The following is a 26308-nucleotide window of genomic DNA, read 5'->3' as shown; positions in this document are numbered from 1 at the left end:
GGTCCTGTTGATCAGCCGAGTGCGAGGCGCTGCTTGACCCAGTCGTGGAAGGCGCCGATGTGGTGCTCGCTCGGGACCAGGACACCGCCCGAGCGGTAGCCGCGGGAGGCCATGCCGGGCTGGCAGCGTTCGCAGGCCTCGAAGTCCTGGCGGTTCACCCGGTCGAAGAGCTCGACCGAGGCGCCCAGGTCGGTGCCCGAGTCGACCACGTCGGGGCGGAACAGCCAGTCGCACTCGATGATCGTGCGGTCGGCCGCCAGCGGGAACATCCGGTGGAAGATCACGTGGTCGGGGACCAGGTTGATGAAGACCTGCGGCTTGATCGTGATGGCGTAGTAGCGGCGGTCCTGGTCCTCGGTGATCGTGTCGATCGCGGCGACACCGGCGCGCCCGTCGACCGTGAAGCCCTCGACGGCCGGGCCGAACTCGGCGCCGTGGCCGACGTAGTACTGCGCCGCGTACCCGCCGGCGAATTCGGGCAGCACGTGGGTGAGCTCGGGGTGGATGGTCGAGCAGTGGTAGCACTCCATGAAGTTCTCGATGATCAGCTTCCAGTTGGCGGCCACGTCGTAGCGGATGCGGCGGCCGACGGTCAGCTCGTCCAGCCGGTAGCGGTCGATCGAGGCCAGGTCGCCGAGCCGCTCGACGCAGGCGCCCATCACGTCGTCCTCGAAGGACGGCGGCTCGTCGGCCAGCGCCACCCAGACGTAGCCGAGCCACTCGCGCACGTGCACCGGCCGCAGGCCGTACTCGACGCGGTCGATGTCCGGCATCTTGACCAGATTGGGCGCGGCGACCAGCTTGCCGTCCAGGTCGTACGCCCACGCGTGGTACATGCAGCGGAAGGTCCGTTTCACCGCGCCCTGTTCCTCGACGCAGAGCTGGGCGCCCCGATGCCGGCAGACGTTGAGGAAGGCGCGGGCGGCGCCGGACGACGAGCGGGTGATCAGGATGCTCTCCCGGCCGACCCGGGCGGTCCGGAACGCGCCGGGCGTGCCGATGTCCGACGACCGGATCGCGCAGAACCACATCTGCTCGAAGACGCGGTCCTGCTCGAGAGCGAAAACGGAGGGGTCGGTGTAGTGGTGGCCGGGGAGGGTGGGGATCAGCGAAGGAGCGGTCACGACGGGATCACCTCTGTGAAGCGGCGGGGGTCGAACAGCGAGATGGGGTGCCGGGTGGTGCCCGTGGTGGCCAGGTCCGCGACGATCTCGCCGACCACCGGCACGAACTTGAAGCCGTGCCCGGAAAAGCCGCACGCGACGGTGACCGCCTCGTGCGCGGGGTGCCGGGCGATGACGAAGTGCTCGTCCGGGCTGTTGCTGTAGAGGCAGGTCTTGGCCTTGAGGAACGTGCCGGGCAGATCGGGCAGGTGGCTCCCGGCGGCGGCCGCCATGGCCTCGATCTCGGCCGGGTGCACGTCGCGGTCGATGGTCTCCGGCGTCGTCACGGCGCCGCGGCGGAAGAACGCGATCTTGGCGCCGCCGGCCGGTCCGTCGATGGCCGGGAACCCGTACACCTGGGTGCCGTCGGCCGCCTCCCAGACGTAGATCGGGTGGTCCTCGAACGGTCCGGTCCCGCCGGTCGGCTGGAACCAGTACTGCACCTGCCGCTCGATCGTGAACGGCACGCCCAGGTCGGTGAGCAGCTGCGGCGCCCAGGGGCCGGGCGTGACAACGAGCTGGTCCGCCCGAAATGTCCCATCAGCGGTCACGACTTCCACCCCGCCGGCCGGCAATGAACTCCAGCGGAGGGCGGGCGTGTTGAACAGCAACGAGGCGCCGGCCGCCGCGGCCAGGGTCAGGTGCGCCGAGACGGTTTCCTCCGGCCGTACAAAACCGGCGTTGTCCTCGTAGAGCGCGACCTCGTCCGGCTCCGGGCTCAACGTGGGGAACCGCTTGCGCAGGTCGGCCGCCGACAGCATCTCGTGCGGGAGCCCCCACTGCTCGGCGCTGGCCAGGCTGCCCGAGACGGTCCGGCTGGACGGCAGCCCGCACATCACGCCGCCGGTCCGCCGGATGACCTCGCGCCCCGAGTCCCGGGCCAGCTGGTCGAACAGCTCGTACGCCCGCAGCAGCAGCGGCACGTAGTCCGGCCCCTCGAAGTACGACTGCCGGGTGATCCGTGACCCGCCGTGGCTGGCGCCCTGATCGTGGGCCGGCCCGAACTTCTCGAGCCCGAGCACCCGGTGCCCGCGCGCGGCCAGATGGTAGGCGGTCGCGCTGCCCATGCCCCCGAGCCCGACCACGATCACGTCATAAGCCGCCACGCGGGACCTCCCTAACGCCTGATCCGCTCCATCTTCGGGTCGACCAAGGGCTCCTGGGCGACGGTGGCGGAAAGCAGCCGATCAAAATATCCGATTTGTACGCGCGTCCCCGGCGTGGCGACCGACGTTGGCAACCACCCGTAGGCGATCGGTGACCCGATGGTGTGACCGTATGCGGCGCTCGTTACGAATCCAACCGCTGTCCCGGAAACAACGATCGGTTCCTTGCCCATCGGCACACAGCCCTCGTCGTCGAGCACCAGGCAGGTCAGCTTCCGCGTCGGCTCGTCCGCGGACAGCGCGGCCCGGCCGACGAAGTCACCGGCGTCGAGGCGCACGGCGAAACCCAGACCGCTCTGGTACGGGTCATCCTCCGGCGTCATGTCCGTGCCCCAGAGCCGGTAGCCCTTCTCCAGCCGCAGGCTGTTGAACGCCGCCCGCCCGCCGGCGATGATCCCGAGCTCCTGCCCGGCCGCCCACAGCGTGTCCCAGAGCTTCAGGCCCTGATCCGCGCTCGCGTAGACCTCCCAGCCCAGCTCACCCACGTACGACACCCGCAGCATGGTCACCGGAACCGTTCCGATGTGCCCCTGCCGCGCCTTGAAGTACCCGAACGCCCGGTGCGACACGTCGATGTCGGTCAGCGGCGCGACCAGGTCCCGGGCCAGCGGCCCCCACACGCCGAGCCCGCACGTCCCGCCGGTGATGTCCCGCACCGAGACCCCGGCCGGCGCGTGCCGCCGGAGCCAGTGCAGGTCGAGCATCCCGTTGACGCCCACCTGGAAGCGGTCCTCGGCCAGCCGCGCGACCGTGATGTCGGAGAGGATCCCGCCGCCTTCGTCCAGCAGCAGCGTGTAGACCACCGTGCCGACCGGCTTGTCGACGTTGTTCGTGGTCAGCCCCTGCAGGAACGACACCGGCCCGACGACCTCCAGCCGCATCAGCGGCGTCATGTCGTAGAGCGCGACCCGTTCCCGGGTGACCCGGGCCTCGGTGGCGGCGACCGGCGACCAGTGCCGCCCCGACCACGAGTCCCGCACCAGCCCCCTTTGCTCTGCGCACTCATACTCACCCCCCGCCTGACCTGCGGTCTCGGCATTTGGGGGTGCTTTCGTGGTGGATGGCGCGGTGGCGTCGGACGCGTCGGCCGAGGTCAGGACGTTTTGGGAAGGGGGTGAGTATGAGTGCGCAGAGCAAAGCGCCGCGGTGGACTCGTACCAGAGCGGACGCTCCCAGCCGGCGCCCTCGCCGAAGACCGCGCCCAGCGCGACCTGCCGCGGGTGGAAAGCGCTGGTCCGCACGTCGCGCACGGACGGCGGGTCGAGCGGGTGCAGGATGTCGTAGACCTCGACGAAGCTCCGCACCGACCGCTCGTGCACGTAGGCGGGGGAGAGCTGCGCCTCGTGGAACCGGTTGAGGTCGCATTCGTGCAGGTCGAGGGACGGCCGCCCGTCGACGATCCACTCGGCGACGACGCGACCGACCCCGGCCGAATGCGTCACCCAGACCGCCTCGGCCGACCAGAACCCGCGCACCACGGGCGACTCGCCGAGCAGCGGGAAACCGTCCGGCGTGAACGAGAAGACGCCGTTGAAACCGGAGGCGACGGACGACGACCGCAGCGCCGGCAGCAGGTCTTGCGCCGCCGCCCAGGACGACGCGAAGTCGGCCGGGGTGAAGGCCAGCGTGGAGTCCTCGATCGCGGACACGTCGATCGGCATCGGCGGGTGCAGGTAGGAGCCGACACCCAGGTGCCCGTCCGGGTAGGAACGGAAATAGAGGTCCTGGTCCTGGTGACGCAGGATCACCGAAGGTGTGCGACCGACGGCGGAGGTGTGCGCGTACTGATGGGCCATCGGCAGCAGCGGGATCCGCACCCCGGCGAGCGCGCCGACCGACGGCCCCCAGAAGCCGGCGCAGGACACCACGATGTCGGCCGGGAAGAACGTGTCGGAGGTCTGGACGCCGGTGACGCGGCCGTTCTCGACGGCGACGGAAGCGACGCGGTGGAAGGGCAGGAACACCGCGCCGCGGGCCTGAGCCCGCAGCGCCTGTGCCTCCCCGGCGGGGACGGCCCGAGCCAGGCCGTCCCCCGGAACGTGCAGGCCGCCGAGGACCGACTCCCCGAGCAGCGGGTACAGCGCGCGACACTCGTCCGGGCTGAGCAACCCGGACGAGATGCCCCACGATTGGGCGAAGCCGTGCCGCCGGTGCAGCTCGGCGAGCCGGGCCGGCGTGGTCGCCACTTCCAGGCTGCCGACCCGGTCGAAGCAGCCCAGGTCGACGTACTTGTCCACGGTGTACTGAGCGAGCCGGGCCATGGTTCGCGAGGGGTTGGTCTGGAACACCAGGCCCGGCGCGTGTGAGCTGGAGCCACCGGTGGCATACAGCGGCCCCTGCTCCAGCACGGTCACGTCGGTCAGACCGCGCAGGGTGAGCTCGTCGGCCAGCGCACAGCCGACGATGCCCGCCCCGACGATGACTACTTTGCGGGAAGCCACGCCTTCCACTTCGCCTCGTTCTCCTTGACCCACTGCTCGGCGGCCTTGTCGGCCGACATGCCCTGGTTGGTGATGTAGTCGGAGACCTTGTTCTGGTCGTCGTTGGTCCAGGAGAAGTTCTTGATCAGGGTGTACGCCTCGCCGCCGGTGTCGGCGAACTTCTTGCTGGCGATCTTGTCCAGCTTGTAGTCCGGGTAGTCACAGGCGACCTTCTTCGGGTCGGCGTCACAACCGGGGGTGTAGGCCGGCAGCTTCACCCGCGCGTACTTCTCCTTGGAGAACAGCCACTGCGGCTCGTAGAAGTAGAACAGCAGCGGCTTCTTCTGCGCCGTGGCCTGCTGCGCCGCCTTGATGATCGCCGCCTCGCTGCCCGAGAAGACCACCTTGTAGTTGAGCTTCAGGTTGGTCACCAGCGCCGCGTCGTTGGTGACGAACGACGGGTCGCCGTCCAGCAGCTGACCCTTGCCGCCGGACTCCGAGGTCTTGAACAGGCCGGCGTACTTGTTCAGGTTCTTGCCGTCGGTGATGTCCGGGTACTTGTCGACCATCCACTGCGGCACGTACCAGCCGATGTTGCCGTTGTTTCCGGTGGGGCCGACCTCGACCGCCACCTTCTTCTCCTCGATGTAGGTCTTCTTCAGGTCGTCGTGGCCCCAGTTCTCCACGATGACGTCGACCTCACCGGTCTCGAAGCCCTGCCAGGAGATCTCCTCCTTGAGGTTCTTCTTCTCCACCTTGTAGCCCAGCTCCTTCTCGAGGAGGTAGGCCAGCACGGCCGCGTTCGCCTCGTACCCCACCCAGGGGTTGATGGCGATGTTGACCGTGCCCTTCTCGCCCTTCGAGGCGCCGTCGGACGCCGCCCCCGCGTCCGACTTCGCGCCACCGCACGCGGCGGTGAAAGCGAGACTTGCCGCCGTGAGGGCGGCGGCAAGGATGCGAATCTTCATGACCGAAAAACCTTCTTCCGTTGGGAGAAACCCTGTGTGAGCCGGTCGAGGAGGATGCCCAGCAGGACGATCGCGAGGCCGGCGGCCAGACCCTGGCCGAAGTCCTCGCGTTGCGAGAACCCGGCCACCACGTCGTAACCCAGTGCGCCCGCGCCGACCAGTCCGCCCACCACGACCATCGCGAGCACCATGACGATGCCCTGGTTGGTGGCGAGCATGAGGCCGCCGCGGGCCATCGGGAGCTGGACCTTCCAGAGCAACTGCCGCGGGGTGGACCCGGCCGAACGGGCCGCCTCCACCACGGTCGCGGGCACGTCGCGGATGCCGCGTTCCACCAGCCGCACCACCGGCGGGACCGCGTAGATCACCGCGGCCACGATCGCGGTGAACCGGGTCGCGCCGAACAGCGCGACCGCGGGCAGCAGGTAGACGAACGAGGGCATGGTCTGGGCCGCGTCGAGCAGCGGGCGCAGGCCGCGGGCGAAGCGGTCGTGCCGGGCCGCGAGCACCCCGAGGAGCAGGCCGAACAGCAGCGTCAGCACGGCCGCGACGAGCACCGTGGCCAGCGTCTGCATGGAGTGCTGCCACAGGCCCAGCCCGGACAGCCCGGCCGTGGCCAGGGCCGCGATCAGCCCCGAGCGCCAGCCGCCGGTCAGCGTCCCGAAGGCCAGCACCACGGCGACCAGCAGCCACCACGGCGTCGTCACGAGCAGCGACTCGAGCGGGTTGAGCAGGGCGGCGGTGATCCCGTTCTTGATCGCCTCGGTGGCGTCGTACCAGTGCAGCTCGGCCCAGCCGGTGACGTCGTTGACCGGCGCCGCGAAGGAGAACCGCCAGTCGCCCGGGAAGTCGTTGGTGAACCCGATGACCAGGGCGGCGACCAGGACCACGGCCGGCGCCACGAGCCAGATCCGGCGGACCCGCCGGGACGCCGCGTTGGTCGTCACCCGGTCGAGCACGATGGCCAGCACAACGATGGCCAGGCCCGCGTCGAAGGCGGCGCCGACGTTCACCCGCTCCAACGCGACCACGATGTTCAGGCCCAGGCCGGGCGCGTCGATCAGCGCGGTGACCACCACCATGGACAGCGCCATCATGATCGTCTGGTTGACCGCCAGCACCAGCGTCGGCCGGGCCATCGGCAGGCGGACCTTGCGCAGCACCTGCCAGCGGGTCGAGCCGAGCGCGGTGGCCGCCTCGACCGTGGTAGCGGACACCTCGGAGATGCCGAGCTGGGTGATCCGGATGGTGGCCGGCACCGCGTAGATCAGCGTGGCGATGATCGCGGCCGGCTCGCCGATCAGGAACAGCAGGGTCATCGGGGCGAGGTAGGCGAACGTGGGCAGGATCTGCATGACGTCGAGCACCGGCCGCATCGCCGCGCCGACCCACCGCACGCGCGCGGCCAGCACACCGAGCGGCACGCCGATCAGCACCGTCAGCACCACCGCGGACAGCGTCAGCACCAGCGTGTCGACGCTCTCGGTCCACAGGTCGAGCAGGCCCAGCGCGACGAAGCCGCCGACCGCCAGCAGCGCGCTCCGCCACCCGGCCAGCACCAGCGCGATCGTCCCGGCCGTCGCGATCAGGCCGATCGCGCCCAGCCCGTACAGCAGGCTCTGCACCGCGCCGACCAGCACCACCACGCCGAGCCGCAGGTAGTTGACGCCGTACAGGAAGACCGGGCTGGTGTCCCGGTTCTGGTCGACCCAGGTCCGCACGTCGGTCAGGAACCGGAACGCCCACGCGTCGTCGGAATCGGCCGCGCCATCGGTCCGGAAAATCAGATAGGCAACGATCGAGACCAAGATCAAAATCGCTATGAGGGTACGGCGCAGGGGCCACCGGCGTGCCGGTGCTGACTCTGCCGCCGGGGTGCCTTCGGCAGTGGCTGTGGCGGTAATGCTGGTCACGCGTGCACCTGTGGCCGATGGCCGATCAACGCCGGCACCAACTGGCCCGCGTCCACGACACCGATCCGCGAGTCGCCGTCCACCACCGCGATCGGCCGGGAAGCGCCCAGCACCCGGGACACCGCGTCGCGGATCACCGTGGACGCGGGCAGCGGCTTGTCCTCGGTCTCCTCGCCGTCGGCGACCGGCCGCACGATCCGGCGCAACGTCAGCACGTCGGCCCGTGGCACCTCCCGGACGAAGTCGGCCACGTACTCGTCGGCCGGGTCACCGACCAGATCCTCGGGCGTGCCCACCTGCACCAGGTCGCCGTCGCGCATGACCGCGATCCGGTCGCCCAGGCTCAGCGCCTCGGCCAGGTCGTGGGTGATGAAGACCAGCGTCTTGCCCACCTCGGCGTGCAACCGGCGCACCTCGGCCTGCATGTCCCGGCGGATCAGCGGGTCGAGCGCGCTGAACGGCTCGTCGAACAGCAGCACCGCCGGGTCGGTGGCGAGCGCGCGGGCCAGGCCGACCCGCTGCTGCATGCCGCCGGAGAGCTGGTCCGGGTACTGGTGCTCGTGCCCGGTCAGCCCGACCAGGTCGAGCACCTCGCCGGCCCGCTCGTGCCGCTTCGCCTTGCCGACGCCCTGGATCTCCAGCCCGTAGGCCACGTTGTCCACCACCTGCCGGTGCGGCAGCAGGCCGAAGTGCTGGAACACCATGGCCACCCGGTGCCGGCGCAGCTCGCGCAGCCGCTTCGGGCCCATCGTGCGCACGTTCTCGCCGTCGATCGACACCTCGCCGCTGGTCGGCTCGATCAGCCGGGTCAGGCACCGGACCAGCGTGGACTTGCCGCTGCCGGACAGTCCCATGACGACGAACACCTCGCCCGGCGCCACCTCGAAGCTGACGTCCCGCACGGCGGCGACGCAGCCCGTTCTCGCCCGCAGCTCGGCGCGGGGCAGCCGGCCGAGCTCGGTGCCGGGCACCCGCTCGGGCTTGAGGCCGAAGACCTTCCAGAGGTTCTCGACCTTGATCGTGGGAGTCACTGCTGTCCTCTGGTCACAAGTCCTGGGCAATCAGGTCGGCTGCCCGCTCGCCGATCATCAGCACCGTCACGACCGGGTTCACCGAGGTCATGGCCGGCATCACCGAGGCGTCCGCGATCCGGACGTTGGCGAAGCCGCGCAACCGCAGCCGGGGGTCGACCACGGCCAGGGGATCATCGTCGGCGCCCATCCGGCACGTTCCGGCGGGGTGGTAGACCGTGTGGTGCACGGCCCGTCCGTACGCGGAAAGCTCCTGATCGGTCTGAAGCTCTGGCCCCGGTGCGATCTCGCGGGTGATCCACGACGCGAACGGCTCGGTGGCGGCGACCTCACGGGCGATCCGGAGACCGTCGACGATGGTCTGCTCGTCGTAGCCGTCCGGGTCGGTGAAGTAGCGGAAGTCGAGCGCGGGCTTGGTCGCCGGGTCGGCGTCGACCAGCCACAACCGGCCGCTGCTGCGGGGGCGCGGGATATTCGGGGTCATCCCGAAGCCGTGCGCCGGGACGTCGTAGCCGAGGCGTTCGGTGTGCACGGTGAACGGGATCTGATAGAGGTGGAACATCAGGTCGGGGCGGGGGTCGGCGGGGTCGCGGCGCACGAAGAGGCCGACGTCGGCGTCCATCGCGGACTCCGGCGGCACCGGGCGGCTGGCCTCCCAGAGGATCAGCGACTCGGGGTGGTCGAGTAGGTGCTCGCCGACGCCGGGCAGGTCGCGGGCCACGTCGATGCCGAGCCGGCGCAGGTCGCCGGCCGGGCCGATGCCGCTGAGGAGCAGCAGGCGCGGGGTGTCGATGGCGCCGGCGCTGAGGACGTACTCCCGGCCCCGGATCGTGCCCTTGTCCGTGCGTACCCCGACGACCTTGTCCTTCTGGGTCTCGAGCTTGGACGCCCAGGTGTCGGTGAGGATGGTCAGATTCGGACGGTCGAGGTGCGGGTGCAGATAGGCCACCGAGGACGACGAGCGGACCCCGGTCTCGGGGTGGTAGCCGACCGGGAAGAAGCCGGTGCCGTCCGGGAAGGGCGCCGCGTTCAGGTCGGCGATCACCGGCACGTCGAGCGCCTTGTGCGCGGCCTCGACGAAGTCCACGGCGAGCGCGTTGCGCTCGGCCACCGGCACGATGTTCACGGCCAGGCGCTGCCAGTAGGGCAGCAGGTCCGGGTACGCCCAGCCGGCCGCCCCCGCGGCCACCCAGTCGGCGAAGTCCTCGGGCGGCGGCAGCAGGCTGATCATCGTGTTGTGCGACGAGCAGCCGCCGAGCACCTTGGCCCGGCTGTGCCTGATGTGCGAGTTGCCCCGCGGCTGCTCGACCGTCCCGTAGTCATAGTCGAACTCGGACTCGAGCAGGTTGATCCAGTTGCGCAGGCGCAGCACCCGGTCGTCGCCCACATCCGACGGTCCACCCTCGATCAGACAGACGGTGACGTGCGGGTCCGCCGAAAGCCGCGAGGCGACCACGGCGCCCGCCGTGCCTCCACCGACGACGACGACGTCGTATTCCTGCGTGTCCAGCGCACCCAACCTTCCGTGATCCGGTGATCACTAAAGAGGGTTCACCCACTGTCGTCAATCGAACACTGAGACTTTTACCTCAGTGCAACAAATGACCTGGGCAGTTCACAGGAACGTCTTGCCGTGTCGTCACCCGGCCAGGCGGAATCGCTCGGCGTGGATCTGGCTCTTGGGGACACCCAGCTCGGTGAGCGATTTCAGGACCGCGACGGTCATCTTCTCGGGTCCACAGATGTAGATGTCCCGTGCGGTGATGTCGGGGACCAGGGACTGGAGGCCGGCCGGGGCGAAGGGGTTGTTGCCCTCGCTCGTGCGGCCGGTGAGCACGTGCATCGTGGCGTCGCGCATCCGGGTCAGCGAGTCCAGCTCGTCGAACAGCACCGCGTGGCCCATGGTCGGCACCCGGTAGAGCACGGTGATCGGGCCGGTCAGCTCCTCCAGCAGGGCCCGGATCGGGGTGACGCCGATGCCGCCGGCGATCAGCACGCTGCCCGGGCGGGTGCGCTGCACGCTGGTCAGGGCGCCGTACGGGCCCTCCAGGAAAGCGCGCGTGCCGACCGGCAGGTCGCGCAGGCCGGCGCTCGTCCTCCCGATCGCCTTGGCCGTCAGGCGCAGTGACTTGCCGTTCGGCGCCGCCGACAGCGACCACGGGTTGACCTGCCACCACGGGTTGTGCCCGGGGAAGCGCCACAGCATGAACTGCCCGGCCCGGGCCGGCAGCTTGTCCAGGTTCCGGCCGGTGACGTGCACCGAGACGACGTCGTCCGACTCGGGAACCACGGCCGCCACCCGGAACTGGTGCCGGGAGTTGCGCCACACCGGGAGGACCACCCGGCCGATGATCAGCCCGGCCAGGGCCAGCGTCCAGAGCAGGAACCAGTACCGCCGCGACCACGACGACGCGGTGAATGTGGTGACCTCGAACAATTGGTGAATGAGAGCGAGCACGATAACCAGATAAAGCAGAAAGTGAATGGCGTGCCACGCTTCGTAGGAAAGGCGCCGCCGGGCATATCGGGCCGACACGATCGCGACCAGACCGATGATCAGGAAGGCCACCATTCCCAGCAACACCGGGAACGAGCCGGCCAGGCTGATGATCTGCACCGGCGGCGAGTTGCCGTCGAGCTGGGCGAAGCCGAGCACGATGAAGGTGACGTGCGCGAGCAGCGTCCAGAAGAGCGTGAAGCCGACCCAGCGGTGCAGCGTGGTCAGCTGGTCCATGCCCAGCCGGCGGTCGAGGAACGGCAGCCGCGAGATCAGCACCAGCTGGAAGATCATCACCAGCGCGACGTGCAGGCCGAAGAACTTCCCCACGGTGATCAGGGTGTTCTTCTCGGGGCCGTCCGAGGTGAAGAACATGTACCAGACGAACAGCAGGTTCACCCCGAGCACCCCGAACAGGACGAGTCGGGCGGCGGTCGCCGGGTGCACAGCGGATCTTGTCGGTGCTTGACTGGTGGCCGTCATCGCAGTCTCCTGTTCCTGGTGTCTCCTGTACTACACGCCGGAGCGGGCAACCGGTTCACTCTGACGTTCAGCCGACGCTGAGGCCCTTGACGCCCGACATCGGCCGAACGGCTGATATAGAGAGTTCGAGCCGAGTCCCATATTTCTTTCTTAATTGCGGCTCAAGACCGGCTCAATTCTTTTCCGGCAATTAGCTTTCTGACCTGCCAACTCCTAGCCTCCATCGAGTCAGCTCAGAAAAATTCTGGGATTTTCGAACCAGAGGTAGCAGTTATGCGTAGGTCCGCCACCCGCCGCGCCGCACCCGATCCGTCCGTCCGCCGCCGCCGTCTGATCGGCGCGGCCGGCGCGCTCGTCGTCTTCGGCGCCATCGCCGGGGTCTCGCAGCTCTCCTTCGCCGACGACGAAGCCGCACAGGTCAAGAACATCCAGATCAACGGCCTGGACGTGCTGACCAACACGTGCGACACGAGCCGGCTCGAGGGCCACGACGGCTTCCAGAAGGGTGACCGCTGCGTCTCCACCGAGTTCGGTGAGGTGCCGGTGGCGGCCAACTCCGCGACCCTGCTGATCACGTCGGCGCCGAAGACGGTGAAGGTCGGCGAGCCGTTCACCCTCAAGGTGAGCACCCGCAACCTGATCCGCGACCGGTTCCTGGGCGCCGCCGCGGGCGGTTACTACATCGAGAGCTCGGTCCTGAAGGACGGCATCGTCCGCGGCCACTTCCACACCGCCTGCCGCGTCCTCGACCGTGAGGACCAGGCCCCCGACGGCGCACCGGCGCCCGCCTTCTTCGTGGCGACCGAGGACCGCAAGGGCGGCAAGACCCCCGACGTGGTCGACATCAACGTCCCCGGCCTGCCCGCGGCCGGCAGCTTCCAGTGCTCCTCCTGGGCCGGCGACGGTTCGCACCGCATCCCGATGATGGAGAACGCCAAGCAGACCCCCGCGTTCGACTCGATCCGCGTCAAGGTCGAGAACGCCGACGACAACGGCGGCGACCAGGGCGGCGACAACGGTGGTGACCAGGGTGGCGACAACGGTGGCGACCAGGGTGGCGACAACGGGAACGGCGGCGGCGACCAGGGTGGTGACGGCAACCAGGGCGGCGGCGAGGTTCCGCCGGTCACGCCGGGTCAGCCCGAGACCGACTCCGGCACCGTGACCGAGCCCCCGACGAAGCCCGCGGACAAGCCGACCAAGCCGGCCAAGCCCGCGGACAAGCCGACCAAGGACACGGCCAAGCCGGCCGACAACAACGACGACGAGGAAGCCGTCCCGGCCGAGAACCTCACCGGCGGCTCGACCGCCGTGAAGCCCGCCACGGGTGACAAGAAGAAGGACGACAAGGCCAAGGCCGACGCGGCCGTGGCCGGTGGCGACGACGACCAGTCCGGCGACGACCAGTCGGCCGAGACCCCGGTGGCCGCGGCCGACACCAAGGACGACAGCAGGCTGGCGCTGACCGGCGCCAACACGCTGGTCATCGCCGGTGGCGGCGTGGCGCTGATCCTGGTCGGCTTCGTGATCTTCGGCTTCGCCCGCCGCCGGCGCCCGCAGCGCCACTACTACGGCTGATCGATCAGCGCCGCTACCAGAAGACCGCCGGGTCCCGCTCCAGGGGTCCGGCGGTTCTCTTGCGGGGTGTTCGTGAACCCGGGCGGGGCGAGCAGCGACCTGGCGCTGGCCGCGCCCCGGTTCCTCAGCCCCGCGCTGCTGGCCGCCGGCCTGGTCACAGCGCTCCGCGAGATCCTGAAGCGCCGTGACCGGGCCGGCGACGTGTACTGCCCGTTCGCGGCCGGCGACCCGGTCCGGAACCTCGAGACCATCGCCGCAAGCAACGGCCAAGCGCCCGCCGGTCGCGACCCCGCTCCCGCAGTCCGTCCACAACGGCAGCCGCTGATCCCGGTCTCCACACAGCACCGGCCGGCGCCCCGCCCGTGGGGCGCCGGCCCTTTTGCTCTGAGCGCGTATAGGCACCACCCGGCTCCCCGCGAATGCGCCCGTCAGGCCGCCCGCGCCCGCGACACGCCGCGACGACACGCCAGCTCTGAGCGCGTATAGGCAACACCTGGCGTTCCTTCGATCTGGGCACAACAACCGCGGACGCCCAGCTCAGCGGGGGTGGTGCCCATACGCGCTCAGAGCAAAGGGCGTGAGCGTGTGTGCCTTGGGTTGGCGTTACAGTGATCGACATGTCCGCTGCGCTGGAAGCCGTCGAGAAAGCGGGGCTGGCGCACGAGGTGGTGCGGCACGGGCCGGCCGGGAGTGTGGCCGAGGCGGCGCTCAAGCAGGACGTCGAGGTCCACGACGTGGTCAAGACGCTGGTGGTGCGCCGTGCCGACGACGACTTCCTGTTCGTGCTGGTCCCTGGCGGCCGGTCGATCTCGTGGCCCAAGTTGCGCGCCCTGCTCGGCGTGAAGCGGCTGTCGCTGCCGGACGCCGAGACGGCCAAGGCCGCGACCGGCTACGAGCGCGGCACGATCACCCCGTTCGGCGCGACGACGGCCTGGCCGGTGATCGCCGACGAGACGGTTCGCGGGCGGACCATCAATCTCGGCGCCGGCGAGCGGGGTGTCGGCCTCCGGGTGGCGGCCGACGACGCCGTGACACTCCTCGGCGGTGATTTCGCCGACATCTCGGAGCCCGAAGCAGAAATCGCAGAGCCCGAAAAAGATCAGTGACGGGAGCGCTCCCGCAGATGGCTCAACAACGGCCATCTGGGAAACGGGGGTCACTCCTCGGTGGATCGCCGCTGCTCAGGGCCCCGGTCAGCGGTAACGTCCCGGGCACGCGATCGTCGTCGGGACTGTGATGTCGTCCTCTGTCCTGATGCGTTGACGTGCAAGTTGCACACTCATAGTGTCGTTCGGGTGACGTCGGGTTTATGCAACGGATCCGGGCCGGGCGGCCGTGAGGAGTCTCGGTGAGTGTTGCGATCGGCATCAATGGCTTCGGACGTATCGGGCGCTGTCTCACCCGCATCGTCACCGCGCATCCCGACCCCGGGGTGACCATCGCGGCGATCAACGATGTGGCCGCAGCGGATCGTCTCGCCTACGGGCTGCGACGCGACAGCGTGCGCGGGACGTTCCCGGGCACGGTGACCGCGCGAGCCGGCAATCTGGTGGTGAACGATCAGTCGATCCGGGTGTTCAACCAGGCGCAGCCGGAACGCATCCGGTGGGCGGAGGCCGGGGTCGACGTGGTGATCGAGGCGACCGGCCGGTTCCGTTCCGGCGACGTGGCGCGCCGGCACATCACCCACGGCGGCGCCCGCAAGGTGGTGATCAGCGCGTCCGCCGACAACCCCGACGCCTTCCTGGTGGTCGGGGCCAACCAGCGGGCGTACGACCCGGACCAGCACGATGTGGTCTCACCGGCCTCGTGCGGGGTGAACGCGCTGACCATCATGGCCAAGGTGCTGCTCGACCGGTTCGGGCTGCACTCGGTCAGCACCTCGGTGATGCTCGCCCTGCAGGGCTGGCAGAAGGTGCACGACGGGCTGGTCGGCACCTCCCGCAACGATCCGCGGCTGGGCCGGGCGTCCGGCGACAGCATCGTGCCGCACAACTATGTGGTCGGTGACCTGGTGCGCGAGATCCTGCCCGGGATCGGCGACATGATGTTCAGCTACTACTGCGTCCCGACCCCGGTGGGCTCGCTGGCCGAGCTGGCCGGGCGGACCGACGAGCCGGTCACGGTCGAGGAGGTCAACCGGGCGATGGCCGAGGCCGCGGCCGGTCCGCTGCGGGGAATCCTGGGGTACGACCCGGACCCGACCGTCTCGATCGACGTGAAGAACAATCCGGCGTCGTGCCTGCTCGACCCGTCCGGCACCCAGGTCACGCCCGAGGGCGGGGTCCGGGTGCGCGGCTGGTTCGACAACGAGTGGGGCTTCTCCCACCGGCTGCTCGACCTGGCCCGCCTGGTCGGCGACCGGCGGTCCGAGACAACCCTCACGTCCGGCGCCTCCCGCTGGAGCATCGCCTAGGGTCGGTCGGGTGATCACTGTCGAGGATGTGCGCGCGGCCGAGGAGCGGATCCAGGGCCGGGTGCGGCGGACGCCGGTGCTGCAGGCCGGGCCCAAGACCTTCTTCAAGCTGGAGTACGCGCAACACGCCGGCTCGTTCAAGACGCGTGGCATGTTCAACCAGATCCTCGCCGCGGGGCAGACGCCCGCCGCGGGCATCGTGGTCGCCTCCGGTGGCAACGCCGGGCTGGCCGCCGCGTACGCCGCCGGTGAGCTCGGCCTCCCGGCCAGCGTCTTCGTGCCGGAGACCGCGCCGCCGGTGAAGGTGGCGAAGCTCGGCAAGCTGGGCGCCCGGGTGACCCAGATCGGCGCCGAGTACGCCGAGGCGTACGCCGCCGCAGTGGTGCACGCGGAGCAGACCGGCGCCCGGTTCTGCCACGCCTACGACGACCCGGCCATGGTGGCCGGCAACGGCACGCTCGGCCTGGAACTGCTGGACGAGCTGGAGTTCGACACCGTGCTGGTGGCGGTCGGTGGTGGCGGGCTGGCCGCCGGGGTCGCCGCGGCGCTGGCCGGCTCGGGCGCCCGGGTGGTGGCCGTCGAACCGGAGAACTGCCCGACGCTGCGGCGGGCGCTCGACGCAGGCGAGCCGGTCGACGTGCCGGTGTCCGGGGTGGCGGTCGACTCGCTGGGCGCGCGGCGGATCGGGCTCACCCCGTACCAAATCGCGATCTTGACCGGAATGACCTCGCTGCTGGTGGACGACCGGGCGATCGTGGAGGCCCGCCGGCGGCTGTGGGACGACTACCGGATCGTGGTGGAGAACGGCACGGCCGCGGCCTATGCGGCGCTGACCAGTGGGGTGTACAGCCCGGCCCGGGACGAGCGGGTGATGGTGCTGCTGTGCGGCGCCAACACCGACCCGGGTGATCTCGCGTAGCGGCTCAGGCGCGGCCCGGTTGCGCCGAACATTGAGAGCGTGGGAATCGAGGGAGTGACCGGCCGGATCGCCGACATCCAGAGCCGCATCATCGCCATGCAGACCCAGCAGGCGGCGACGGCCACGAAATCCACCTCCGCCACCAAGGCCACATCCGGCTCGGAGTTCGCGTCCTACCTGAATGACGCGGTGGCGACCCAGGACACCGGCGCGGCCAAGAAGAGCTACAAGCTGAACGGCAAGGGCATCCCGGACGATCTGGTCAAGTACGGCAACGGCAAGATCCCGCCGAACGCGCTGGGCCAGGTCGGCAACACCGGTCACAAGATGTGGGCACCCGCCGCCGAGTCGCTGAACACGATGATCGCCGCCGCCAAGAAGGACGGCGTGACCATCGGCATCACCGACTCCTACCGCTCGTACTCCGAGCAGGTCGACGTGGCCAAGCGCAAGGGGCTCTACTCGCAGGGCGGACTGGCCGCCAAGCCGGGCACCAGCGAGCACGGCTGGGGAATGGCGGCCGACCTCGACCTGAACGCCAAGGCGCTGTCCTGGATGCGCAAGCACGGCAACGAGTACGGCTTCGACGAGAACACGCCCCGCGAGTCGTGGCATTGGGCCTACAAGCCCAACGGCTGAGGTGTTGCCTATAGGTGCGCAGAGCTGCTCTGCGCACCTATAGGCATCACCCGGTCGCGAGCAGCTCGCCGTGCAGGATCGAGAGCCATCCGTCGGGGTTCTCCGCCCACGCCGTCCAGGCCGCGGCGATCTCTTGAAGACTTGCCTCGGTGGCCGCGCCGGTCGAGACCGCCTTGCGGGCGATGTCGGAGTTGGTGATGCGCTCGGCCCACATCCCGCCCCACCACGCGCGGTCCTCCGGCGTGGCGAAGCACCACGTGCTGGACGTCGCTGTCACGTCGGTGAAGCCGGCGGCATGCGCCCAGCTGAGCAGCTTGCGCCCGGCGTCCGGTTCGCCGCCGTTGGTTGTCGCCACGCTCCGGTAGAGCGCCAGCCACTCGTCCAGGCCCGGTGACTCGGGGAACCAGGTGAACGCGGCGTAGTCGCTGTCGCGTACCGCCACCAGACCGCCCGGGCGCACCACCCGGCGCATCTCGCGCAGCGCGGCCACCGGGTCGGCGACGTGCTGCAGCACCTGGTGCGCGTGCACGACGTCGAAGCTGTCGTCCGGGAAGTCGAGCGCGTGCACGTCGCCGACCGTCAGGTCGACGGTCGTCAGGCCCTGCTTCTCGATCTCGGCGCGGGTGATCGCGAGGGCGTCGGCGGAGATCTCCAGGGCCGTCACCCGGCCGGGTGCGACGCGCCGGGCGAGGTCGGCGGTGATCGTTCCCGGGCCGGCGCCGATGTCGAGCAGCGAGACTCCGGAAGTCAGCCGGGGCAGGAGGTACGCCGCCGAATTCTCTGCGGTACGCCAGCGATGCGACCGCAGAACCGACTCGTGGTGGCCGTGCGTGTACGTCGTCATGCCACCGACGCTAGCCCCGTCGTCCTCGAATGTGGGACAAGAATCCCGCGATATGGTATCGCTTTCTTCCCGGGGCGAGGTCAGGCCGTACCTTTGGTGCCCATGAGGATCGGCATTGTGGGCGCGACGGGACAGGTCGGCGGCGTCATGCGCCGCATCCTGGCCGAGCGCCGGTTTCCCGTGGACCAGCTTCGTCTCTTCGCCTCCGCCCGGTCGGCGGGCCGCACCCTGCCCTGGGCCGACGGCGAGGTGACGGTGGAGGACGCGGCGGTCGCCGACTACCGCGGCCTCGACCTCGTGCTCTTCTCCGCGGGCAAGGGCAGCTCCAAGGAGTACGCGCCACGCGTGGCCGAGGCCGGCGCGGTGGTCGTGGACAACTCGTCGGCGTGGCGGATGGACCCCGACGTACCCCTGGTCGTGGCCGAGGTGAACCCCGAAGCCGCGCACCACCGCCCGAAGGGCATCATCGCCAACCCGAACTGCACGACCATGGCCGCGATGCCGGTCCTGCGCCCGCTGCACGACGAGGCCGGGCTGATCGCGATGGTGGCGACCACCTACCAGGCGGTGTCCGGGGCCGGGCTGGCCGGCGTGGCCGAGCTCGACGAGCAGGTGCGGAAGGTCGCCGACCGGGCCACCGAGCTCGCCCACGACGGCTCGGCGGTCGAGTTCCCCCCGCCGCGCAACTTCGCCCGGCCGATCGCGTTCAACGTGCTGCCGCTGGCCGGCTCGCTCGTCGACGACGGAAGCGACGAGACCGACGAGGAGCAGAAGCTGCGCAACGAGAGCCGGAAGATCCTCGGGATCCCGTCGCTGCTGGTGTCCGGCACGTGCGTCCGGGTGCCGGTCTTCACCGGGCACTCGCTCCAGGTGAACGCGCGCTTCGCCCGGCCGCTGGCGCCCGAGCGGGCCCGGTCGTTGCTCGCCGCCGCTCCCGGGGTCGAACTGTCCGACATTCCGACGCCGCTCCAGGCGGCCGGGAAGGACCCGACCTTTGTGGGACGGATCCGGGTGGACGAGACCGTGGAGAACGGGCTCGCCTTCTTCCTCTCCAACGACAACCTGCGCAAGGGCGCCGCGCTCAACGCCGTGCAGATCGCTGAGCTGCTGGTCTCCTGACCGCCGGCCTTCCAGGACCCGCTCGGACCACGTCCGGGCGGGTCTTGTCGTCTGATCGGGGGGTCTTTCGCTCATTCCAATGTGGAAATTCTGGACTTTTTACCCGAATCGGTAGCGCATGGTCGGTTTGAGGTGCACAGTGATTTCATGAACGACAGTGGGCTTGGCGGGGGCGAGTACTTCTGGTGCCTCCGACACAAGCGGGTCGAGGCCGGGGATGACGTGTGTCCCAACAAGTACCGGCTCGGTCCCTACACCTCCGCCGACGACGCCACGCGGGCACTCGACACGGTCGAGAAGCGCAACGCGGCGTGGGACGCCGAGGACGCTCGCTGGACAGGGGAGAAAGGCTAAACCGGCGCCGACTTCCTGTGTCCAAGCCGGATTCTCGCAGTCTCCATGCGGAGACGATCCCGCAGTCATTCGCTAGGAGGAACATCCCCATGGCCGCTGCCAAGAAGGCGACGACCCGAACGGCCGGCGCCGCGAGCACCGCCGCATCCCGCACCACCGCAGCCCGGTCCACCGCAGGCCGGTCTTCGGCTGCTCGTCCCGCCGCTTCGCGGTCCGCCGCTTCCGGGGGCGCCGCTTCTGGGGCTGCCGCTTCTGGGGCCGCGGCTTCTCGGCCGGGCGCTTCGAAGGCGGGGGCGGTTAAGAAGGCTGCTACGGCTGCTAAGTCGGCTGCCGCTGCGGCTGGCGCCACGGCTAAGAAGGCTGCTGCTAAGGCGACGGCGGCTAAGAAGGCTGGTGCTGCTGCTAAGCCGGTTGCCAAGCGGGCGTCGGGTGCTGAGCCTGCTGCCACGCGCACTTCGGCGGGTTCTTCCGCTCGGTCGGCCGCGTCGAAGACGGCCGCTACTCGCACCGCCGCTACTAAGACGGCTGCCTCCAAGGCGACTGCCTCTAAGTCGGCTGCGTCCAAGGCTGCTGCTCCTAAGACGGCTGCCTCCAAGGCTGCTGCTTCTAAGACCGCTGCTTCCAAGACGGCCGCGACCAAGACCCCCGCGCAGAAGGCCGCCGCGACGAAGACGGCTGTTGCGAAGGCGACCAAGACCGCGATCGCCAAGACCGCCGCGGCCAAGACCACGGCGGCCGAGACGACGGCGGGCCGGACCACGGCGGGCAAGGCGACGACCGCTCGGAAGGCGGCCGCGAAGCCGTCCGCGACCGGAACCGCGCGGAAGGCGGCGGCAAGCCGTCCCACGACGCCGCGTTCGGCCGCCGCCGGCGCGACTCGCAAGGCGACGACCCCGCGCAGCTCGGCCAAGCGGGTCAACGCCGCGTCGTCGGCCACCCCGGCGGCGGCGGTCCAGTCACCGGCCACGGACGAGCCCACCGTCAAGCGGGTAAGCGCGGCGTCGAGGGGTTCGAGGGCGACGACGGTCCGGGCCACGACGGCGAAGCCCGCCGCCAAGCGCACGTCCGCCGCCACCAGCACGGCCGCCAAGAAGACCACGACCGCCAAGACCACGACCGCCAAAGCCGCGACCGCCAAGGCCACGACCGCCAGTAAGACGGCGGCCAAGTCGTCCACCGCAAGCCCGGCCCCGGCGAAGAAGGCGGCAACGAAGTCAGCCACCTCCCGCCCGGCTGCGACGAAGTCGGCTGCATCGCGTCCGGCCGCGGCGAAGAAGACAGCAACGAAGTCGGCCGCGGCCCGTCCGGCCGCGGTGAAGAAGACCGCGGCCAAGGCCACCGCGGCGAAGAAGGCCGCGGCCAAGAAGGCGCCGGCGAACAAGGCGACGAGCACCCGCCCGGCGGCGGCCAAGTCGACCACGGCGCGTTCCACGGCAGCGGCTAAGTCGACCACTTCGCGTTCGACCGCGGCGGCTAAGTCGACCACGGCGCGCTCGACGACGGCGGCCAAGAAGACCGCGGCTAAGAAGGCCGTGGCCAAGAAGGCGCCGGCCAAGAAGGCGACCAGCACCGCGCCAGCTACCGCCAAGAAGACGGCGACCAAGGCGACGGCCGCGAAGAAGACGGCCGCCAAGTCGACCACCGCCCGGCCGGCGGCCGCGAAGAAGACCGCGACCAAGGCCACCGCCGCCAAGAAGGCCCCGGCCAACAAGGCGCCGACCAGCAAGGCGACCGCGGCGAAGACAGCGACCGCCTCCAAGAAGGCCACCGCCGGCACCGCCCGCAAGGCCACCGCCACCAAGTCGGCCGCGGCCAAGAAGGCCTCGTCCGGCAACGCCGCCCGCAGCTCGACCGCCGCCAAGTCCGGTAACGCCCGGACCGCCAACACGGTCAAGACCTCGGCGACCAACGCGTCCCGGGTCAAGGCGCCGAAGTCGGCCGCCGCTTCGCGGACGGCCTCGGCCGGCAACGCGCGCATGGGCCGCACCCGCGTCCCCGCCCGCACGGCCTGACACTCAGCACCTCTGGACAGGGCTGCGCCTCTTTCGGCGTGGCCCTGTCCTTTTTGCGTACTTTGCGCGTGCCCGCCGCCACCCCCACCCCGGCACTGGGTGGGCGAAGAACGTAGCGCGGGCGGAGGGGCGGGAGGCGGTTGTCCACAGGCGGAACGTTGTGCGGTGTTGTGAGGCTGGTCGCGGCGGGCGCGTCGGCACTCGGCCTGGTAGGAAGGACCCGTGCCGACGAAACGGGTGGTTGCGCCGCAGATCGACTTCTCTGTGCTGCGGCGGGAGTTGAAGCTGCCCGAGGCGTTCCCTGAGGCGGCTCTTCACGAGGCCGAGAGCGCCGCGCGCCAGGAGCCCGAGGGTGTCGATCTGACCGCGGTGCCGTTCGTGACGATCGACCCGGCCACCTCGCGCGACCTCGATCAGGCGATGTGCCTGGAGCGCAACGGGCGCGGCTACCGGGTGCGTTACGCCATTGCTGACGTCGCGTCCTACGTGCGGCCGGGTGGTCCGCTCGAGGCCGAGTCCTGGGTGCGGGGGCAGACCGTCTATCTGCCGGACGGCAAGGTGCCGCTGCATCCGCCGGTGCTCAGTGAGAACTCGGTCAGCCTGCTGCCCGATGTGGTGCGCGCGGCCGTCGTGTGGGACATCGAGGTGGACGCCGACGGGGCGATCACGCGGGTGGGGCTGCGGCGGGCGAGGGTTCGGAGCCGGGCCAAGCTCGACTATGTGGGGGTCCAGGCCGAGGTCGACAAGGGTACGGCCGGTGAGTCGTACGCGTTGCTGCCGGAACTGGGCGGCCTGCTGGCGAAGAGGGCCGCCGCGCGGGGGGCGGTGAACCTGCCGCTCCCGGAGCAGGAGGTCGAGCCCGAGGGGGACGGGTGGCGGCTGGTGCTCCGGGCGCCGCTGGCGGTGGAGGAGCACAACGCGCAGATCTCGCTGCTCACCGGCATGGCGGCCGCCGATCTGATGCTCGGCGGCGGGGTCGGGTTGCTGCGGACCATGCCGGCGCCGCGGGCCGATGCGGTGGAGCGGTTGCGGGCGGCGGCGCGGTCGCTGGGGGTGGCCTGGCCGGACGGCGCGGATGTGGGCGCGGTGGTGGCGACCGTCGACCCGGGTGAGCCTCGTGGCGCGGCGTTCCTCGATCAGGCGGCCGAGTTGTTGCGCGGGGCGGCGTATACGGCGTTCGACGGGACGCCGCCCGAGCTGACCGATCACGGCGGGGTCGGTGCGCCGTACGCGCATGTGACGGCGCCGTTGCGGCGGCTGGCCGACCGGTACGCGACGGAGGCCTGCCTGGCCCTGCACGACGGGCGGGAGGTTCCGGGGTGGGTGCGGGAGGCGCTTCCCAAGTTGCCGAAGGTGATGGCGGACACCGACCGGGTGGCGTCGGCCGCGGGGCGCGGGGCGATCGCGCTGGCCGAGGCGGTGCTGTTGAGCGGGCGGGTCGGTGAGACGTTCGAGGCGGGTGTGCTCGATGTCGACGATCGGCCCAAGCGCGGGCCGGGCGGCACGGTGGCCATCGACGACCCGGCGGTGGTCGCGCGGTGCGCGGGAGAGCTGCCGCTGGGCGAGCGGGTCCGGGTCCGGCTGACGACCGCCGACCCGGCCAAGCGGGTGGTCGAGTTCACCCGGGACTGACGACCGGTCAGGATGGTTCGTGGGTGACCGCCCACAGGTGGCCGTCGGGGTCGGTGAAGTAGCCCAGGTAGCCGCCCCGATCGGAGCGTTCGCCCGCCTTGACCAGGGCCGCGCCGGCCTGCACGGCGGCGCGCAGGGCCTCGTCGACCGCGCCGGCCGAGTCGACGTTGATGGTGAGCAGCACGCCGCGGAAGTCGGTGGACGTGCGTGGGGTGATGCCGGCGTGCGTACTGATGTCGTCGGTCTTGACCAGCGACAACCGGCCACCTTCGGTCTGCAGGTAGCTGACGATGGCGGGCACCGAGTCGGGGGAGAGACGCCAGCCGAGCGTCTCGTAGAACTCGGTGGCCCGGGCGACGTCGGTGACGCCCAGGGTGGCCAGGCTGACTCGCGGCGGAACGGACATGGCCCGAATTGTGCCACTCGTGATCTTGCCGCGAGTCAGCGCGGAGGCTACTCGAAGGTGTGTTCGGCCGCCGGGAACTCGCCGCCGCGGACCTCGTCGGCGAAGGCCCTGGTGGCGTCGCCGAGGACGCCGGCGAGGTCGGCGTAACGCTTCACGAAGCGCGGGGCCTTGCCCGTACGCAGACCCGCCATGTCCTGCCAGACCAGAACCTGCGCGTCGGTGTCGGGGCCGGCGCCGATGCCGATCGTCGGAATCTCGAGTTCTTTGGTGACCGTCTTGGCGACCTCGCCCGGCACCATCTCGAGCACCACGGCGAACGCTCCGGCCTCGGCCACCGCGTGCGCGTCGGCCAGCACGTCGGCGCCGTCCCGCTCGCGGCCCTGGACGCGGTAGCCGCCGATCTGGTGCTCGCTCTGGGGCGTGAAGCCGATGTGGGCCATCACCGGGATGCCGGCCGTGGTGATCGCCTCGATCTGGCGGGCCATCCGGCGGCCGCCCTCGAGCTTGACCGCGTGACAGCCGCCCTCCTTCATGAAGCGGACGGCAGTGCGCAGCGCCTGGGTCGGGCCTTCCTCGTACGAGCCGAAGGGCAGGTCGCCGACGACCAGGGCGGTGCTGGTGGCGCGGACCACCGCGCGTACCAGCGGAAGGAGGTCTTCGACGGTCACCGGGACCGTCGTCTCGTAGCCGAAGACGTTGTTGGCGGCCGAGTCGCCGACCAGCAGGACCGGGATGCCGGCCTGGTCGAAGATCGAGGCGGTGTACTGGTCGTAGGACGTGAGCATCGGCCACCGGTCGCCGCGGGTCTTCGCGTTGATCAGGTCGCGGGTGCGGACGCGACGGGTGGGCGGGCCGCCGTACAGGGTGGGCACGTCAGACATCGGACTCTCCTTCCCTCGAGGCCGCGCTCGTGCGGTCCCCGGGTACCGGATTCGATCGTCGCACCGGACCCCGTCCTGCGGTCAGGGGTCAGTGCAATCTCTCACACACCCTCGCGAAACCGGTTCGTAATGGGCAGGCGGCGGTCGCGGCCGAACGCCTTGATCGAGATCTTGGTGCCGGGGGCGGACTGACGGCGCTTGTACTCGGCCAGGTCGACCATGCGCAGCGTGCGGTCGACGATCGCGGGGTCGTGGCCGGCCTCGATGAGCTGGTCGCGGCCCTGGTCACCGTCGATGTAGGCGAGCAGGATCGGGTCGAGCACCGAGTAGTCGGGCAGCGAGTCGGTGTCCACCTGTCCGGGCCGCAGCTCGGCGCTGGGCGCCTTGGTGATCGAGCTCTCCGGGATCGGCGGCTCCGCGCCGCGCCGGGCGGCGTCCGCGTTGCGCCACCGGGCCAGCTTCCAGACCATGGTCTTGGGCACGTCCTTGAGCGGGTTGAAGCCGCCGACCGAGTCGCCGTACAGCGTGGAGTAGCCGACCGCCAGCTCACTCTTGTTGCCGGTGGTGAGGACGAGGTGGCCCTCCTGGTTCGACAGCGCCATCAGGATGACCCCGCGGACCCGGGCCTGGAGGTTCTCCACGGCCAGGCCGGAGAGCGACATGTTGGCCAGGAACGCGTCGACCATCGGCTGGATCGGCTCGATGCGGTAGTCGAGGCCGGTGCGCTTGGCCAGGTCGGCGGCGTCGTCCTTGGAGTGGCCGGAGGAGTGCCCGCTCGGCATCGAGACGGCGGTCACCCGGTCGGCGCCGAGCGCGTCCACCGCGATCGCCGCGACCACGGCCGAGTCGATGCCGCCGGAGAGGCCGAACACGACCGAGCGGAAGCCGTTCTTCTCGACGTAGTCGTGCAGGCCCATGGTGAGCGCGGACCAGATCTCGGCCTCGTCGGTGACCCGTTCCGCGACGCCGCCGACCGCCGGGCCGTCGTTCAACGGGCGAGGTTCGATGGGTACGTCGACCCGGTGCACCGCCATGCCGTCGTCGGTGGCCGGCTGCTCACCCGGGTCATCCGCGCCGACCGGGAGCCCGAGGTCGTGGATCAGGAGCTCCTCGGTGAACTGCCCGGCGCGGGTCAGCAGCTCGCCGCCGGCCGTGACGATCATCGAGTCGCCGTCGAAGACCAGCTCGTCCTGGCCGCCGATCAGGTTCACGTAGGCCACGGTGGCGTTGGCCTCGGCGGCGCGGCGGCGGACCAGCGGCAGGCGGACGTCGTCCTTGTTCAGCTCGTACGGGGAGGCGTTGATGTTGACCACCAGGCCGACGCCGGCCCGCCGGGCCGCGGCGAACGGGCCCCCGGCCTGCCACAGGTCCTCACAGACGCTGAGCCCGACGTCCACGCCGCCGAAGCGCACCACGGTCAGCGTGTCGCCGGGCTCGAAGTAGCGGTCCTCGTCGAAGACGCCGTAGTTGGGCAGGTGGTGCTTGTAGTAGGTGGCGGTGACCACCCCGCCGATCAGCAGCGCGGCCGCGTCCCGGCGGCCCTTGCCGTCGTCGTCCACGAAGCCGACCAGCACGGCCAGGTCGCCGAGCCCGTCGGTGGCGAGGTCGGCCGCGAGCTGGACCAGGCCGCGCTGGGACGCGCTGACCACCGAGTCGCGGAACACCAGGTCTTCGATCGGGTAGCCGGTCAGCATCATCTCCGGGAAGGCGACCAGCTGGGCGCCGGCGTCCGCGGCGGCCCGGGACCACCGGCGTACTGACGCGGCGTTGCCGGGCAGGTCACCGACGGTGGAATTCACCTGGGCCAGGGCGATCCGGAGGGTAGGCATGCATTCATTCTTCCCCACCCAATGCCTCGGACCACCTG

22 protein-coding genes are annotated in these 26308 nt (G+C 70.4%); 9 read left to right on the top strand and 13 right to left on the bottom strand.

What is annotated here, in order from left to right; all coding sequences use genetic code 11:
* Positions 1–11 precede the first annotated feature (11 nt).
* From AB0M54_RS09995 to AB0M54_RS09960, 8 genes are all read right to left on the bottom strand, one after another.
* Positions 12–1124, bottom strand: coding sequence for an aromatic ring-hydroxylating dioxygenase subunit alpha (locus AB0M54_RS09995; protein WP_364470232.1), 1113 nt, complete (start codon positions 1122–1124; stop codon positions 12–14).
* On the bottom strand, positions 1121–2269 hold the full coding sequence (gene solA / locus AB0M54_RS09990; RefSeq protein ID WP_364316115.1) for an N-methyl-L-tryptophan oxidase: 1149 nt from the start codon (positions 2267–2269) through the stop codon (positions 1121–1123). Before solA ends, AB0M54_RS09995 begins: the two co-directional genes overlap by 4 nt.
* Before the next feature lie 11 nt (positions 2270–2280).
* Complete coding sequence (locus tag AB0M54_RS09985) at positions 2281–4770, bottom strand: FAD-dependent oxidoreductase (protein ID WP_364470230.1); 2490 nt, start codon at positions 4768–4770, stop codon at positions 2281–2283.
* Entirely contained in the window at positions 4752–5717 is a 966-nt protein-coding gene (locus tag AB0M54_RS09980; RefSeq protein ID WP_364316119.1) for an ABC transporter substrate-binding protein, read from the bottom strand. The genes AB0M54_RS09985 and AB0M54_RS09980 overlap by 19 nt, the downstream gene beginning before the upstream one ends.
* Positions 5714–7525 (bottom strand): ABC transporter permease subunit, encoded by a 1812-nt coding sequence (locus AB0M54_RS09975; RefSeq protein WP_364470228.1) that lies wholly within the window; start codon positions 7523–7525, stop codon positions 5714–5716. The genes AB0M54_RS09980 and AB0M54_RS09975 overlap by 4 nt, the downstream gene beginning before the upstream one ends.
* A gap of 101 nt (positions 7526–7626) precedes the next feature.
* Positions 7627–8661: a glycine betaine/L-proline ABC transporter ATP-binding protein gene (locus tag AB0M54_RS09970; protein WP_364470226.1), complete on the bottom strand. Its 1035-nt coding sequence runs from the start codon at positions 8659–8661 to the stop codon at positions 7627–7629.
* A 13-nt stretch (positions 8662–8674) separates the two neighbouring features.
* A complete protein-coding gene (locus AB0M54_RS09965; protein ID WP_364470224.1) occupies positions 8675–10180 on the bottom strand; it encodes a GMC oxidoreductase in 1506 nt (501 codons plus the stop codon).
* Positions 10181–10300: 120 nt separating this feature from the next.
* Positions 10301–11641 (bottom strand): ferredoxin reductase family protein, encoded by a 1341-nt coding sequence (locus AB0M54_RS09960; protein ID WP_364470222.1) that lies wholly within the window; start codon positions 11639–11641, stop codon positions 10301–10303.
* Between the two features lie 273 nt (positions 11642–11914).
* Between AB0M54_RS09960 and AB0M54_RS09955 the strand changes: the two genes are divergently transcribed.
* The 6 genes from AB0M54_RS09955 (at position 11915) to AB0M54_RS09930 (ending at position 17193) form a co-directional block, all read left to right on the top strand.
* The gene (locus AB0M54_RS09955; protein WP_364470220.1) at positions 11915–13219 is read left to right on the top strand and encodes a hypothetical protein; all 1305 of its coding nucleotides are present in this window, start codon (positions 11915–11917) and stop codon (positions 13217–13219) included.
* A 66-nt stretch (positions 13220–13285) separates the two neighbouring features.
* On the top strand, positions 13286–13705 hold the full coding sequence (locus tag AB0M54_RS09950) for a hypothetical protein (RefSeq protein ID WP_364316134.1): 420 nt from the start codon (positions 13286–13288) through the stop codon (positions 13703–13705).
* A gap of 131 nt (positions 13706–13836) precedes the next feature.
* Positions 13837–14325, top strand: coding sequence for a YbaK/EbsC family protein (locus tag AB0M54_RS09945; RefSeq protein ID WP_364470218.1), 489 nt, complete (start codon positions 13837–13839; stop codon positions 14323–14325).
* A gap of 242 nt (positions 14326–14567) precedes the next feature.
* The gene (locus AB0M54_RS09940) at positions 14568–15635 is read left to right on the top strand and encodes a glyceraldehyde 3-phosphate dehydrogenase NAD-binding domain-containing protein (protein WP_364316139.1); all 1068 of its coding nucleotides are present in this window, start codon (positions 14568–14570) and stop codon (positions 15633–15635) included.
* Positions 15636–15645: 10 nt separating this feature from the next.
* Positions 15646–16554 (top strand): serine/threonine dehydratase, encoded by a 909-nt coding sequence (locus tag AB0M54_RS09935; RefSeq protein ID WP_364316142.1) that lies wholly within the window; start codon positions 15646–15648, stop codon positions 16552–16554.
* A gap of 39 nt (positions 16555–16593) precedes the next feature.
* The gene (locus tag AB0M54_RS09930) at positions 16594–17193 is read left to right on the top strand and encodes a M15 family metallopeptidase (protein ID WP_364316144.1); all 600 of its coding nucleotides are present in this window, start codon (positions 16594–16596) and stop codon (positions 17191–17193) included.
* A gap of 46 nt (positions 17194–17239) precedes the next feature.
* On the opposite strand, the gene AB0M54_RS09925 is transcribed toward AB0M54_RS09930, so the two are convergent.
* Positions 17240–18037, bottom strand: a complete 798-nt coding sequence (locus AB0M54_RS09925; RefSeq protein WP_364470216.1) for a methyltransferase domain-containing protein — start codon at positions 18035–18037, stop codon at positions 17240–17242.
* Positions 18038–18139: 102 nt separating this feature from the next.
* Here AB0M54_RS09925 and AB0M54_RS09920 point away from each other — a divergent pair, with 102 nt between their 5' ends.
* The gene (locus tag AB0M54_RS09920; protein WP_364470214.1) at positions 18140–19156 is read left to right on the top strand and encodes an aspartate-semialdehyde dehydrogenase; all 1017 of its coding nucleotides are present in this window, start codon (positions 18140–18142) and stop codon (positions 19154–19156) included.
* A gap of 145 nt (positions 19157–19301) precedes the next feature.
* On the opposite strand, the gene AB0M54_RS09915 is transcribed toward AB0M54_RS09920, so the two are convergent.
* Complete coding sequence (locus AB0M54_RS09915) at positions 19302–21080, bottom strand: hypothetical protein (protein WP_364470212.1); 1779 nt, start codon at positions 21078–21080, stop codon at positions 19302–19304.
* Here AB0M54_RS09915 and AB0M54_RS09910 point away from each other — a divergent pair.
* Together AB0M54_RS09910 and AB0M54_RS09905 are read left to right on the top strand one after the other, a co-directional pair.
* Positions 21043–21522, top strand: coding sequence for a hypothetical protein (locus tag AB0M54_RS09910; protein ID WP_364470210.1), 480 nt, complete (start codon positions 21043–21045; stop codon positions 21520–21522). The two genes, AB0M54_RS09915 and AB0M54_RS09910, sit on opposite strands and share 38 nt — an antisense overlap.
* Positions 21523–21744: 222 nt before the next feature.
* The gene (locus AB0M54_RS09905) at positions 21745–23154 is read left to right on the top strand and encodes an RNB domain-containing ribonuclease (protein ID WP_364470208.1); all 1410 of its coding nucleotides are present in this window, start codon (positions 21745–21747) and stop codon (positions 23152–23154) included.
* Positions 23155–23161: 7 nt separating this feature from the next.
* Here the strand turns inward: AB0M54_RS09905 and AB0M54_RS09900 are convergent, their stop codons facing one another.
* From AB0M54_RS09900 to AB0M54_RS09890, 3 genes are all read right to left on the bottom strand, one after another.
* Complete coding sequence (locus AB0M54_RS09900) at positions 23162–23560, bottom strand: VOC family protein (RefSeq protein ID WP_364316158.1); 399 nt, start codon at positions 23558–23560, stop codon at positions 23162–23164.
* Between the two features lie 47 nt (positions 23561–23607).
* Positions 23608–24441, bottom strand: a complete 834-nt coding sequence (gene panB, locus AB0M54_RS09895; protein WP_364316160.1) for a 3-methyl-2-oxobutanoate hydroxymethyltransferase — start codon at positions 24439–24441, stop codon at positions 23608–23610.
* Between the two features lie 101 nt (positions 24442–24542).
* Positions 24543–26270: an NAD+ synthase gene (locus AB0M54_RS09890; protein ID WP_364316162.1), complete on the bottom strand. Its 1728-nt coding sequence runs from the start codon at positions 26268–26270 to the stop codon at positions 24543–24545.
* Positions 26271–26308 lie beyond the last annotated feature (38 nt).

Origin of the sequence: Actinoplanes sp. NPDC051470 (assembly GCF_040682035.1) — a bacterium.
Lineage (GTDB): Bacteria > Actinomycetota > Actinomycetes > Mycobacteriales > Micromonosporaceae > Actinoplanes.
This window is presented reverse-complemented; position numbering and strand designations above follow the sequence as displayed.

What these genes read in the sequence shown, in the direction of transcription:
- AB0M54_RS09980 (WP_364316119.1), bottom strand. Translation starts at nt 5,717, where the DNA reads ATGAAGATTCGCATCCTTGCCGCCGCCCTCACGGCGGCAAGTCTCGCT.
- AB0M54_RS09960 (WP_364470222.1), bottom strand. Translation starts at nt 11,641, where the DNA reads ATGACGGCCACCAGTCAAGCACCGACAAGATCCGCTGTGCACCCGGCG.
- AB0M54_RS09955 (WP_364470220.1), top strand. Translation starts at nt 11,915, where the DNA reads ATGCGTAGGTCCGCCACCCGCCGCGCCGCACCCGATCCGTCCGTCCGC.
- AB0M54_RS09945 (WP_364470218.1), top strand. Translation starts at nt 13,837, where the DNA reads ATGTCCGCTGCGCTGGAAGCCGTCGAGAAAGCGGGGCTGGCGCACGAG.
- AB0M54_RS09925 (WP_364470216.1), bottom strand. Translation starts at nt 18,037, where the DNA reads ATGACGACGTACACGCACGGCCACCACGAGTCGGTTCTGCGGTCGCAT.
- AB0M54_RS09920 (WP_364470214.1), top strand. Translation starts at nt 18,140, where the DNA reads ATGAGGATCGGCATTGTGGGCGCGACGGGACAGGTCGGCGGCGTCATG.
- AB0M54_RS09900 (WP_364316158.1), bottom strand. Translation starts at nt 23,560, where the DNA reads ATGTCCGTTCCGCCGCGAGTCAGCCTGGCCACCCTGGGCGTCACCGAC.
- panB (WP_364316160.1), bottom strand. Translation starts at nt 24,441, where the DNA reads ATGTCTGACGTGCCCACCCTGTACGGCGGCCCGCCCACCCGTCGCGTC.
- AB0M54_RS09890 (WP_364316162.1), bottom strand. Translation starts at nt 26,270, where the DNA reads ATGCCTACCCTCCGGATCGCCCTGGCCCAGGTGAATTCCACCGTCGGT.